The sequence below is a fragment of the Gardnerella sp. DNF01198P genome (assembly GCF_049244165.1).
Taxonomy (GTDB): domain Bacteria; phylum Actinomycetota; class Actinomycetes; order Actinomycetales; family Bifidobacteriaceae; genus Bifidobacterium; species Bifidobacterium swidsinskii.
The window spans coordinates 761,563-774,737 of sequence record NZ_CP058382.1; the positions used below are offsets into that span (position 1 = coordinate 761,563).

Here is a 13,175-nt window from a genome sequence, read left to right on the forward strand (position 1 = left end):
AATGCATGCATGTTGACAGCTTGTGATTACATAGTCATAGACAAAGTAATTGATAATAGTGAACCCCGGCTTAGGCTGGGGTTCATTGCGTATAAGGCAAAATGCGAATGATATTGAGAAACAATATCGTCCAAATATTTTAATATTTTAGGAGGCTGGAAAGTGCATAATCATAACGATGTAATTCGAACTAGTGACACTGATTCACACTCAAGCAGTGCGAATGCAAATGCCAACTCTTTCGATACTAATTACAACAATGCCAACGCAGCTTCCCAAGCAGAAGCAATTCACGCAAGTCATGCGCATCAGCATCGTTTGCTTCTTACGCTTTCTCTTACTGCAACTGTGTTTTTTGCTGAGGTAATTGGTTCTTTCATAACCAATTCTTTGTCGCTGCTTATAGACGCAGGTCATATGCTTACAGACATTTCCGTTCTTGCAGCTTCAACAGTTACTGCAATTCTTATGCGTCGTCGTCCAAATAGTAAGCGCACGTGGGGTTGGGCGCGTCTTGAAGTTATTACAGCTGCTGCGGGAGCTCTTATTTTACTGCTTGTAGGAGTGTATGCTCTTGTTGAAGCTGGAATGCGTCTTTTTGGTAGTGGCCATCAAGGCATTCACGATGTAAATCAGCTGCTATTCTTTGGTATCCTTGGTTTAGCTGCGAATTTAGGTTCTCTTGTAATTCTTATGTCTCAATCGCAAGACAATATGAATATGCGTGCTGCTTTTCTTGAGGTTATGAACGATGCTCTTGGATCTGTTGCAGTTGTAGTCTCAGCTATTGTAATGATGAGTACAGGTTGGGCAGGTTTTGATGCTTTAGCTGGCGGTATTATTGCGCTTCTTATGATTCCTCGTGCGTTAAAGCTTCTTAAGAATGCTGTTAAGGTTCTTCTTGAGCAGACTCCTGAAGGTCTTGATTTAAACAAAGTTCGTGAACATCTAGAGCATGTTCCTCATGTTCTTGCAGTTCATGATTTGCACGCTAGTACTGTCTCTACTGGTATGCCGATTTTTATGGCACATGTTGTTGTGGATCCTAATATGACAATGTCTCAATGCTCTCATGTGCTTTCTCAGCTTCAGGACTGCTTACGCGAACATTTTCCTGTTTCTGTGTCTCACACTACTTTTCAACTTGAGCCTAAAGGCTATACAACTTCCAGTGCTTCAGAGCATCATGAATAGAGTTTATAAGGTTTTGCTTATAAGTTTTGTTGCAATGAATGTGGCAGGTTTGCATAAATCTGTGAATGTGTATTTCCTGTGTCGTAATCGTTTTTGAAGTAAAGTTATATTTATGCCGTTAAAAGAACTAATTGATAATACTCACAGTGAGCGCGTGCGCAGACTCGTTTCTTTAGGTCGCGCAAAGTCGCATGATTTGCAGCGTTTTTTAGTTGAAGGTCCGCAAAGTGTGCGCGAAGCTGTACGTTATGCCACAGATTCGTTATGTGATATTTATGTTACTAAAGATGCTTGTGAAGGTAATGAAAAGAAAAGTTCCCAATTTTCTTCTTTGCGGGAAATAGTTAAAGAAGCTTTATCTCGATCTTGTTATGTTCATCCTGTTGAACCGAGTATTATGCAAAAAATTAGTGCTGATTCACAGGGAATTGTTGCGGTTGCTAATTCGAAATCTTTAGATGATATCTATTTTAGTGAGTTTAAAAATTTGCAACAATCAGCACAAGTAAAATCAAAAAACGATTTTAAGCCTCTTCGTATTGCAGCTTGCTGGCAGGTAAGAGATCCTGGCAATGCTGGTGCTATTATTCGCGTTGCAGATGTTGCTGGATGCGATGCTGTTGTTTTTGTTGATGATTGCGTAAGTCGTTGGAATTCTAAGCTTGTGCGTTCGACTGCAGGTTCACTATTTCATCTTCCTGTAGTGCAATTAAGCGTTCAAGACTGGTTCGAATGCGCTGCAAAATCAAATATTCGAATTATTGCAGCTGATATTTACGGAACTGACAAGATTAAACCTGTGCCATTTCCAAAAATTTTAGTCAATTCCGAGGTTATTAGCAGTTCTTTGGCTATTTTATTTGGCAATGAAGCTAGAGGCTTACCTAAAGAAGTATTGCAACAGGTTGACGATATTTCAATAATTCCAATATATGGAAAAGCAGAATCAATGAACCTTGCAACAAGTGCAGCAGTAATGCTTATGGGCTTGGCTATGTCGAGTCATGAGCGAAAAATATAACTTTGGGCAATATTTTGCAATATCGTATATAAACAATGAATATACGTATAATACAGATAGGAAGGGTGCTGTGACCGATAATAAGCCATTCGATATTAAAGCTGTAACTAAAGCAGTAAAAGAAGGTATTGCTAGCGTTACAGCTGCTCAAACTATGGAAGAGCTGAAGGCTGTTAAAACTAAGTATGCTGGCGCGCAGTCAGTGATGACTGTTGCAAGCAAAGCAATTGGTTCTTTGCCTGCAGATCAAAAGAAGGAAGTTGGCAAGGTGATGTCAACTTTGCGAGCTGATTTTGGTCGAGCTTTTGCAGAAGCTACAGAGCGAATTAAAGCCGTTGAAGAAGCTAACATGCTTTCTGCAGAGACTGTAGATATGACTCTTCCAATTAATCGTAAGCCTTTAGGTGCTCGTCATCCTATTGCTCGTATTATTGAAGATTTTGAAGACTTCTTTGTGTCTATGGGTTGGCAGATTTCTGCGGGTCCAGAAGTTGAAACTGAATGGTTTGATTTCGATGCATTGAACTTTGGACCGGATCATCCTGCGCGTCAAATGCAAGATACTTTCTACGTTCAAGGAAATCAAGCTAAGGATGCCGCAGGCTTTGTTGGTTCAAATATGGTTTTGCGCACGCAAACTTCTTCTGACCAAGTACGTGCGTTAATTGAGCGTGGAGTTCCTCTGTATATTGCTTCTCCTGGTAGAGTGTTCCGCACTGATGAACTGGATGCAACGCATACTCCAGTTTTCCATCAATGTGAAGCTTTGGCTGTGGATAAGCATTTAACAATGGCTGATTTAAAGGGTGTTCTCGATCGTTTGGCTGTTGCTATGTTTGGTCCAGATGCAAAGAGCCGTTTGCGACCAAGTTACTTCCCATTTACTGAGCCTAGTGCTGAGCTGGATCTTTGGTTCCCGGATAAAAAGGGCGGTCCAGGTTGGATTGAATGGGGCGGATGCGGAATGGTGAATCCTAATGTCCTTAAATCTGCTGGTTTAGATCCAGAAGTTTATACTGGTTTTGCTTTCGGAGTAGGTTTGGAGCGAACTTTGCTACTTCGACATGACATTAACGATATGCATGATTTGATTGAAGGCGATAAGCGCTTCAGTGAACAGTTTGTGATGGGGGAGTAAAACTCATGCCAATGGTAGATATTGACTGGCTTAAAGATCATGTTGAAGTGCCAGAAGGTTTAACATACGAACAGCTTGCTAAAGATTTAGTTCGTGTTGGTTTAGAGGAAGAAGAAATTCATACTTCTCAAGTTACCGGTCCAATTGTTGTCGGTTACGTAGTTGACGCAACCCCTGAACCGCAGAAAAATGGCAAAACTATTAATTGGTGTCATGTTGATGTTGGAGATAAATACAACGATGTTGACGAGAACGGCAAGAAAGTTCCTCGTGGCATTGTTTGCGGTGCTCCTAATATGGCTGCTGGTGAAAAGGTTGTTGTGACTCTTCCTGGTGCTGTTCTGCCTGGAGATTTTAAGATTGAGCCGCGTAAGACTTACGGTCATATTTCTGACGGTATGTGTGCTTCAGAGCGTGAGCTTGGTTTGGGAGATAGCCACAATGGCATTATTTTGTTGCGTGAATATGGCTTCTCTAAGGCTGAATATGATGAGTTGAAGCCTGGCGACGATGTAATGGAGTTGTTGCATCTTAATAAGCCGATTTTGGAGATTAACATAACGCCTGATCGTGGATATGCTTTCTCTTATCGTGGTGTTGCTCGTGAATATCATCATTCAACTGGTGCTGTTTATACGGATCCTGTTTCAAAGTTGAATGAGCAGGTATCGCAAATTAATGATGAAGGTCACAAGACTTCAGATATTGACGTGAGTATTGAAGATACTAATCCAATTCATGGTGTACCTGGTTGTGATCGATATTATGCGCGTGCTGTACACGGTTTTGACTCCACTTGTGCAAGCCCACGTTGGATGCAGCGTCGTTTAACGCGTGCAGGTATGCGCAGTATCTCTCTTGCTGTTGATATCACTAATTATGTCATGCTTGATTTGGGTCAACCTCTTCATGCTTATGATTTAGACAAAATTGAAGGTCCAATTGTAGTTCGTCGTGCACATGAGGGCGAACATCTTACGACTTTGGATGGCAAAGATCATGAATTGCATGTTGAGGATTTAGTTATTTGCGATTCTCCTCGTGGAAACCATGGTTCACGCGTGCTTGGCTTGGCAGGTGTTATGGGCGGCATGTATGGCGAAGTTACGAGTGAAACGAAAAATATTTTGATTGAGGCAGCTCACTTTGATCCCGTTTCAATTGCTCGTACTGCTCGTCGACATAAGATTCCTTCTGAGGCTTCTCGTCGTTTTGAGCGTGGCGTTGATACCCAATTGCAGCCAGCAGCTGCACAAATGGCTGCAAATCTTTTGGAACAGTTTGGTGGAGCTAAGCCATCTACATCGCCGTGTGATGTCAATAATACTCAGTCGCGAAATGTGATTGTGTTTAAAGCTAATGAAGTGCAGCGAGTTGCCGGTTTGGATGTTGATTTGAATCGCATTAGCGATATTCTTACCGATATTGGTTGCTCTGTTGCTGGTGGTGGCAATGGATCCTTCTCCGTTCTTCCTCCAACTTGGCGTCCTGATTTGAATGAGCCTTGCGATTTAGTAGAGGAAATTGCTCGACTTGTTGGATATGATGAGATTCCTGTTAAGGTTCCTGCTGTTCCTGTTACTGGTCGAACTGGCTTAACTGCGCAACAGCAAACTAGACGAGCTATTGCTTATGAGTTAGCGGAAACTGGTTTTGTTGAATCTTTAAGCTATCCATTTGTTGGTGAGGAAGATATTAAAGCTTTCCGTCAAAATGTGGATGAAGTTGCTGAAGTAAGTGTTCGTATTGCTAATCCTTTAGCTGGAGACAGGCCTTGGCTTCGTCGTTCTGTTTTGATGACTTTGGCTGGTACTGTTCGACGCAATCTTCATCGTGGTTTAACAGATATTTCCATGTATGAGCTTGGTCATGTGTACTTTAGTGATCCAAATGCTCCTGCAATTCCTGCATTACCTGGTTCTGTTAGACCTTCTAATGCTGAGCTTGCTGCGTTGGATGCTGGATTACCGGAACAACCTTTGCATGTTGCTGCTTTGCTAACTGGTCATGCTGAAGAAACTGGTTGGCTTGGTACTCATAGAGATGTTGATTGGAGCGATGCTGTTGAAGCACTCCAGCGAGTTGGTAAGAGAATTGGTGTTAAGTTCATTCTCGAACAGTTTAAAGCTCAAGATGCTCCATCTTCTTGGCATCCTGGTCGTAGTGCTCAAGTTTGTGTTCTTGCTGAAGATGGTTCAAGCGTCAATCTCGGTGTTGTTGGCGAATTGCATCCACATGTTTGTGAAGCGCTAGATTTACCTAAGCATTCTGCAGCATTCGAGCTTGATTTAACTGAATTGTTTAAGAATATGATTATGAAGCCTGTTCAAGCTAAACCAATTTCGACTTTCCCTCCTGTAAAGCAAGATTTCGCTTTCACTGCACCAATTGAGTTGAAAGCGAATGAATTGCAGTCTGCTATTGAAAAGTCTGCTGGAGATTTGCTTGAATCTGTTGAGTTGTTCGATGTGTATGAGGGTGAGCAGCTTGGAGAAGGTTTGCGTTCTCTTGCTTATTCCGTAACGTTCCGAGCAAATGATAGAACACTTTCTGGCGAAGAGATGGAAGAAGTTCGTAAGAAGATTACGGATGCTGCTGAAGTCTTGCACGCAACTTTGCGAGTGTAAAATATAATATATTTTAGTTAATGCGATTGTGCATACGTTCTAATAGTAGTATGCATAATCGCATTTATTGTATTATTAACTCTTTTTCTTTTTATGTAAAGTAACATCTATTTTTTAAATAAAATATAGCATTTTCATGCATAATAGATATGTGTGACGAAGAACACATAAATAATTTTTTATGCATGTAGATATGTATACATATATTCGTATATATTTAATTGAAAATATGTTTATGAAAGGTTTTGATAAAATTATGATGAATCCAGAAACGGATGCAGAATCAAATAACGAAGTGTCAATAAAACAGCAACGTCCTGCAACAAAAGCAGCGCGTTTAAACGCTATTGAACAAGCGTTACTGGCAGAAGTGATTACTTCTCAATCTCAACTCGCTAAAGTGTTGGCGCGTCATGGTTTTAATGTTACTCAAGCTACTTTGAGCCGAGATTTAGATGAGTTAAATGCCGTTAAAATTCGATTGACGGATGGCAGGATTGCGTATGTGCTTGGCGATGGTACTGGCAATCGTCATGCTATGGATACTGTGCGAATTGATCAGCAAGTTGCTCGCACTTTAGCAGGTCTTGTCACTGAAGTTGGACATGCAAATAATATTGTTGTTATTCACACTCCATCAGGCGCTGCACAATATGTTGCAAGTGTTATAGATCGTCAGCCTTTGAAAGGTATTTTAGGATCAGTTGCTGGAGATGATACAGTTATTATGGTTTGCGTTTCAAATGAAGAAGCTGAAAATCGAGCAAATTGGATGCTTTCAGTAGCTTCTCGTTAAACAATTTATTAAAAAATATTGTGGCTATTTAATTAAATATTGTATTAAAAAATAATTTTGCAGTAACGAAAAGATTTATACGCGTGCAGTGCATTGTTGAGCTGCGCGCGTTTTTACATGTATAACTATAATTGATATATTTTTTATATTTTATAATAACTCTTCGAAGATGATAAAAATATAATAATTTTTTGGCGCATCTGTTGATTTTATTTTAGATGTATAATATGCTCTTTATTGTTTATTTATTCAATACATGACCTGGGAGGTCACAATGACTAATAAAAAACGTATTGTCTTGGCGTATTCAGGTGGCCTCGATACTTCGGTAGCAATTCCATACCTTAAAGAGCAAACAGGTCAAGACGTTGTAGCTGTGTCGCTAAATGTTGGTCAAGGCGGTGAAGCGCTTGAAGTAATTAAGAATCGTGCTTTGGCTTGTGGTGCAGTTGAGGCATATGTTGTCGATGCTCGCGAAGAATTCGCAGATAATTATTGCATGCTTGCATTAAAAGCTAACGCAATGTATGAAGACGTGTATCCATTGGTTTCTGCTCTTTCTAGGCCTTTGATTACTCGCCACTTAGTGAATGCAGCTCATCAATTTGATGCAGACACAATTGCGCATGGTTGCACCGGCAAAGGAAACGATCAGGTTCGTTTTGAAGTTGCAATCCAATCTTTGGATCCAGAATTAAAAGCTATTAGCCCAATTCGAGACTTGTCACTTACTCGTGATGTTGAAATAGAATTCGCTAACGAGCACAAGCTTCCAATTGAACAAAGCAAGAAAAGCCCATATTCGATTGACCAAAACGTGTGGGGTCGTGCAATTGAAACCGGTTTCCTAGAAGATCCATGGAATGCTCCGACTGAAGAGTGCTATTCTTATACGCAAAATCCTCTTGAATCTCAAGAACCGGATGAAGTTACAATTACTTTTGAAAAAGGTATTCCAGTCGCAATTGACGGTCATAGCGTAACGCCTTTGCAAGCAATTGAAGAAATGAATGCAAGAGCTGGAGCGCAAGGAATTGGACGAATCGATATTATTGAAGATCGTCTTGTAGGAATTAAATCTCGTGAATTGTACGAAGTTCCAGGTGCTCAAGCTTTAATTGTTGCACACCAAGAGCTTGAAAATTGCTGCCTGGAGCGTGAGCAGCATAGGTTAAAGCGTGCTCTTGATAAAAAGTGGACTGAATTTGTCTATGATGGTCAGTGGTTCTCTCCAGTTGTGCGTTCTCTTAACGCATTTATTAATGAAACTCAAGAGCATGTTTCTGGAGAGATTCGAATGACTATGTATGCTGGCAAAGCTGTAGTTACTGGACGTCGTTCTGAGGAATCATTGTATGACTTTAATTTAGCAACGTATGATTCTTCAGATACATTTGATCAGCGTGCTTCCAATGGATTCATTGAAATCTACGGATTGTCTAGCAAGGTTGCAGCAGCAAGAGATATGCGCGTTGCAAACAACAACTAATACGATATATATATAAAAAGATATAAAGGTAATAAACTATGCACGATGCAACAAAAGCAGCAGCCGCAGAACTAGAAAATAATGAAAGTAATAATACTAATCACCCTATTGCATTGTGGGGTGGACGATTTAGTTCAGGTCCTTCAGCAGAGCTGACGAAACTAAGCAAGTCCACACAATTTGATTGGCGATTAGCGGATGATGATATTGCTGGTTCTAGAGCTCATGCGCATGCGTTGCATCGTGCAGGTCTTCTTAACGAAAAAGAGTATGCTGATTTATCTTGTGCATTAGATGAATTGCAAAAGCATGTAGATGACGGAACTTTCGCACCCATTGAGGAAGATGAAGATGAAGCTACAGCATTAGAGCGCGGTTTACTTGAAATTGCTGGAAATGAGCTTGGCGGAAAGCTTCGTGCAGGTCGCTCTAGAAATGATCAAATTGCAGCTTTAATACGTATGTTTTTGCGTAGGCATGCGCGCATTATTGCATCATTATTGTTGTCAGTTTGCCAAGCGTTGCTGAATCAATCAAAAAATGCAAAAGACGCGGTGATGCCGGGTCGCACTCACATGCAACATGCTCAACCAATTTTGCTTGCGCATCAGTTAATGGCACATGTTTGGCCGCTTTTACGAGATGTAAATCGCTTCATAGATTGGGATTTGCGTGCAGATGAAAGCCCTTATGGAGCAGGAGCTTTGGCAGGCAATACTCTTGGTCTTAATCCAGAAGAAGTAGCTAAAGAGCTTGGTTTTTCTAAAGTTTGCGCTAATTCTATAGACGCAACTGCAAGTAGAGACTTAGTCGCAGAATTTTCATTCATCGCAGCAATGATTGGCGTTGATATATCACGATTAAGTGAAGAAATTATTATTTGGAATACTCAAGAATTTGCATTTGTTCGTTTAGATGATGCTTATTCAACTGGCTCATCGATTATGCCTCAAAAAAAGAATCCAGATATTGCTGAACTTGCTCGCGGTAAAGCTGGTAGATTAATAGGCGATTTAACTGGTTTAATGGCAACTCTTAAAGGTCTTCCTACTGCTTATGCTCGCGATTTGCAAGAAGATAAAGAAGCTGTTTTTGATCAAATTGACACTTTAGAAGTGCTTCTTCCAGCTTTTGCTGGAATGGTAGAAACTATGAAATTTGATCTAAATAGACTTTATGAACAGTCTTCTACTGGTTTCGCTCTTGCTACAGATATTGCAGAATGGCTTGTAAAAAAGGGTGTTCCATTCCGTAATGCTCATACTTTGTCTGGTTTGTGTGTAAAGCGAGCTGAGGAAATTGGGGGAGATCTTGCTGATTTAAGCGATGATGATTTTTTAAATATTCTAAGCGGTTTTGTTGATAGCGCAGAAATTGCGAATATTAGAACAATATTGACTAGTGCTGGATCTGTGTCTGCCAGATGCGGTCGTGGCGGTACAGCCTTCGCGCGAGTTAAAGAGCAAATTGTAGAGGCTGAAAATGCAATGGATAATTATTATAAATTTGCAAATTCAAAAAGCGATGGTTCTGCTTATATCTCGCCTATAAAATAATTTTAAAATTAGATTATTAGCTGTCACGTTATAGTGCCAAATATTGTACTTTATGATATTTGGCACTTTTTTATTATGCGTGTCGTCATGTGCTGCAAAAATTGAAAGGCTTGTGGACGCGCAAAGCGCCCGATATTTATCGGTATTCTGTATTAAGGAGATACGAATGGCTCAGGTCAGGAACTACAAGGAAGCAGGTTTTGCTTCTTTGTTTGAAGAGCTTAAGTGGCGTGGATTAATTTCACAATCTACTGATGAGCAGCAGCTTGCTCAAGCGCTTGACGGAGAACCATTAACGTATTATTGCGGTTACGATCCTACTGCTGCTTCATTGCATATTGGTAATCTTGTGCAGCTTATTAATATGCGTCACTTGCAGGCTGCAGGTCATCATCCTATTGCTTTAGTTGGTGGTGCTACTGGTTTGATTGGTGACCCTCGTCAAAGCGGAGAACGCACTCTTAATTCTAAGGATATTGTGGCTGGCTGGGCTGAACGCTTGCGTAAGCAGATTGGTCAAATCTTGCCTCTTGATGGTGAAAATCCTGTTCGTTTTGTCAGCAATTACGACTGGGTTTCTAAGATGTCTGCTATCGACTTTTTGCGCGATGTTGGTAAGAACTTCCGAGTTGGAACAATGCTTTCTAAGGATATTGTGGCTCGTCGCTTAAATTCCGATGAAGGTATTTCTTTTGCTGAGTTTAGTTATCAAGTTTTGCAAGGCAACGACTTCTTGTACTTGTTTGATAATTACAACGTAACTTTGCAACTTGGCGGTTCGGATCAGTGGGGTAATCTCACTTCCGGCATGGATTTGATTCGTAAGGTTCGTGGCACATCCGTAAACGTGTTTACTAGCCCGATTATTACAGATAATCAAGGTCGTAAGTTTGGTAAGTCAGAAGGTAATGCCATGTGGCTTGATCCTTCTATGCTTAGCCCTTATCGCTTCTACCAGTTCTGGTTCAATCAGCCTGATGATGAAGTTGTTAAGTTGCTTAAGGTGTTCACTTTCTTGCCAAAAGATGAAATTGAGCGTTTAGCTCAGCAAATTCAGGATGATCCTGGAAGTCGTGAAGCTCAGCGCGTGCTTGCGTGGGAAGTTACAAGTTTCGTTCACGGTGAAGATTTAACAAACCAGGCTATTGAAGCTTCTTCCGCTTTGTTTGGACGTGGTGATCTTTGCAATATTGATGAGCAGACTCTTGAAGCTGCTTTAGATGGTGTTAAGGTTAAGGCTGAAGACGGTAGTTTAGATTTCGCTAAGGCTAAAGTTGCAGATCGTGTTGTTGAGGCTGCAGTTGCCGCTGGTCTGTTCCGCACTGTTTCTGAAGCTCGTCGTGCTATTGAAGCAGGCGGTTTGTATCTGAATAATGAACGTGTAAGTGGTGTCGACGATGTGTTAAGTGAGGGCTCTTTCTTGCACGGTCGTTTCGCTTTGCTTCGCCGTGGCAAGAAAGCTATCGGTGCCGTAGAGCGCGCTTAATAAATGTTTGTGATGTATTAAAAAATACATCTGTTGTAAGCTTGCTGCTTGATGTATGCTATAGCTTGCTTCAGCAGATGTTTAGTTGTTTTATGAATATAATTAAAATGTGATTTTGTAATAAAATTGCACATAGATGAGAGGTATGCCAGAATGGGCGAAGAACGCGAACACTCGCGGAGTGGTAAGAAATCTTTTGGTGAACGTGGTGGATTTGGTCATCGCAATGGTGGTAAAAGTAGCGAGCGTCGCGGTGGTTTCCATAAGGATGGTTTCCATAAAGGCGGTTTTAAGAAGGGTGGTTTCCGCCGTAATGATGATGACCGTGAAGAGAGCTTCCACTCTGGCGTAAAGCGTGATGGTGATCGTCGTTTTAACCGTCATGACGATCGTAAAGATGACCGTCGCGGTGGTTTTAAGAAGAATGGTTTTAAGAAGGACGGATTCCGCTCAGAGAATCGCGATAATGATCGTCGCTTTGATCGTAACCGTCATTTTGATCGTATAGATGATCGTAAAGATGACCGTCGCTCTAGAGATTTTGAACATTCTGGTGAAGAAGGTGGCAACCCACGCTACAAGAAGTTTGATGGTGAACATCGTTTTGATCGTCGTGACAATCGCAGGGATAGTCGTCGTGAGAACCATCGCAATGGCGATTTCCATAAAGATTTCCATAAAGGCTCTAAGGGTGGCTTCCGTGATGACCGCAGAGACGATCGTCGCGATGAGCGCAGAGATAATGAGCGTCGTTTTGATCGTCGTGACGATCGCAGAGATGATCGTCACGCAAATTCGCGTAGTAACTTCCGCTTTGAAGATGGTCCACGCCGCAATTCTGACGGAACTGTTTCTTATCCATCTCAAAATCCTTATACAGCACGTCGCCCTGGTGAACCTAAGATGCCAAAAGGTTTGGAATGGGCAATGCTTTCTAAAGAAGATCGCGAGCGTTTGCGCGGTCTTTCAAAGGAACACGCTGAAAATATTGGTCTTCATATTCTTGCAGCTTATACTTTGCAAGAAGAAAATCCTGAACTTGCATTAGAACATGCAAAGTGGGCTGCTAAGCAAGCTTCTCGTATTGATTTTGCTCGCGAAACTTTAGCTTTTGTGGCCTATCGTCAGGGCGATTACAAGCTTGCTTCTAAGGAATTCCGCACTGCAATGCGAATGAATGGTTACCTTGATTATTTGCCATTTATTGCCGATTGCGAGCGCGGTATGGGCAATCTAGATAAGGCTTTAGAAATTTGCATGTCAGATGAAGCAAAAACCTTAAGGGGAGAAGTAAAAGCCGAAATGTTCCTCGTTTATGCAGGCGTTTTGGCTGATACTGGTCATGCTGATAAGGCTATTGAATTGGTTCATGCAATGGGTCGTTCAAAGGGTCTTCCTGGGGAGTATCGTATGCGTGCAGTTCAAGCAGAACAATACTTCTTGGAAGAAGCTGGTCGTAGTGACGAAGCAATTGAATTAGAGTCTTTGCTTGATAAGCTTGAGCAACAGTATGCTGATGTTGATGACGAAGATATAAATCCTGATGATATTGTTATCGACTATGATTTAGAGCATTTGAATGATGACATGATGGATGAAATTGGCATGAGTGAAGATGATGCTCAATTTGCTCCTGATGAAGAATCTGATGAATATGCTGATGAAGAATCTGAAGCAACTGAAGATTCTGAAGATTTAGAAGACTCAGAAGACTCAGAAGAGACAAGTAACTCTGAGAATGCGGATAATACGGATACAATCGAGATGAGTGCTGTTCACGCTGACGAAGAGTAGTTCGTAACATTTGAATATTTGCGCCCGGCTGCTTTTAAGTAAGCCGGGCACTTGCTGCTTTGAGAGTTGATATT

9 protein-coding genes are annotated in these 13,175 nt (G+C 41.2%); all 9 read left to right on the plus strand.

The features are described 5' to 3' along the window. Nucleotides 1-162: 162 nt before the first annotated feature. Nucleotides 163-1,194: a cation diffusion facilitator family transporter gene (locus HXT44_RS03290; protein WP_415697720.1), complete on the plus strand. Its 1,032-nt coding sequence runs from the start codon at nucleotides 163-165 to the stop codon at nucleotides 1,192-1,194. Between the two features lie 112 nt (nucleotides 1,195-1,306). Further along, nucleotides 1,307-2,215, plus strand: a complete 909-nt coding sequence (locus HXT44_RS03295) for a TrmH family RNA methyltransferase (RefSeq protein ID WP_012914098.1) — start codon at nucleotides 1,307-1,309, stop codon at nucleotides 2,213-2,215. A 70-nt stretch (nucleotides 2,216-2,285) separates the two neighbouring features. Next, nucleotides 2,286-3,353 (plus strand): phenylalanine--tRNA ligase subunit alpha, encoded by a 1,068-nt coding sequence (gene pheS, locus HXT44_RS03300; RefSeq protein ID WP_421783172.1) that lies wholly within the window; start codon nucleotides 2,286-2,288, stop codon nucleotides 3,351-3,353. A gap of 5 nt (nucleotides 3,354-3,358) precedes the next feature. Continuing rightward, nucleotides 3,359-5,980 carry a phenylalanine--tRNA ligase subunit beta gene (pheT, locus tag HXT44_RS03305; protein WP_004111426.1) on the plus strand — a complete coding sequence of 874 codons (2,622 nt, stop codon included), beginning with the start codon at nucleotides 3,359-3,361 and terminating at the stop codon, nucleotides 5,978-5,980. 256 nt (nucleotides 5,981-6,236) lie between these two features. Continuing rightward, nucleotides 6,237-6,776, plus strand: a complete 540-nt coding sequence (locus HXT44_RS03310) for an arginine repressor (protein WP_032842537.1) — start codon at nucleotides 6,237-6,239, stop codon at nucleotides 6,774-6,776. A 274-nt stretch (nucleotides 6,777-7,050) separates the two neighbouring features. Beyond that, nucleotides 7,051-8,265, plus strand: coding sequence for an argininosuccinate synthase (locus HXT44_RS03315; protein ID WP_285089365.1), 1,215 nt, complete (start codon nucleotides 7,051-7,053; stop codon nucleotides 8,263-8,265). A gap of 38 nt (nucleotides 8,266-8,303) precedes the next feature. Continuing rightward, nucleotides 8,304-9,821 (plus strand): argininosuccinate lyase, encoded by a 1,518-nt coding sequence (gene argH / locus HXT44_RS03320; RefSeq protein WP_285089364.1) that lies wholly within the window; start codon nucleotides 8,304-8,306, stop codon nucleotides 9,819-9,821. A 166-nt stretch (nucleotides 9,822-9,987) separates the two neighbouring features. Further along, nucleotides 9,988-11,307 (plus strand): tyrosine--tRNA ligase, encoded by a 1,320-nt coding sequence (tyrS, locus tag HXT44_RS03325; protein ID WP_004111437.1) that lies wholly within the window; start codon nucleotides 9,988-9,990, stop codon nucleotides 11,305-11,307. Between the two features lie 153 nt (nucleotides 11,308-11,460). Beyond that, entirely contained in the window at nucleotides 11,461-13,101 is a 1,641-nt protein-coding gene (locus HXT44_RS03330) for a hypothetical protein (protein ID WP_421783175.1), read from the plus strand. Nucleotides 13,102-13,175 lie beyond the last annotated feature (74 nt).

Excerpts from the sequence above, each read along its gene's own strand:
- HXT44_RS03295 (WP_012914098.1), top strand. The coding sequence starts at position 1,307 with ATGCCGTTAAAAGAACTAATTGATAATACTCACAGTGAGCGCGTGCGC.
- pheT (WP_004111426.1), top strand. The coding sequence starts at position 3,359 with ATGCCAATGGTAGATATTGACTGGCTTAAAGATCATGTTGAAGTGCCA.
- tyrS (WP_004111437.1), top strand. The coding sequence starts at position 9,988 with ATGGCTCAGGTCAGGAACTACAAGGAAGCAGGTTTTGCTTCTTTGTTT.
- argH (WP_285089364.1), top strand. The coding sequence starts at position 8,304 with ATGCACGATGCAACAAAAGCAGCAGCCGCAGAACTAGAAAATAATGAA.
- HXT44_RS03330 (WP_421783175.1), top strand. The coding sequence starts at position 11,461 with ATGGGCGAAGAACGCGAACACTCGCGGAGTGGTAAGAAATCTTTTGGT.
- HXT44_RS03310 (WP_032842537.1), top strand. The coding sequence starts at position 6,237 with ATGATGAATCCAGAAACGGATGCAGAATCAAATAACGAAGTGTCAATA.
- HXT44_RS03315 (WP_285089365.1), top strand. The coding sequence starts at position 7,051 with ATGACTAATAAAAAACGTATTGTCTTGGCGTATTCAGGTGGCCTCGAT.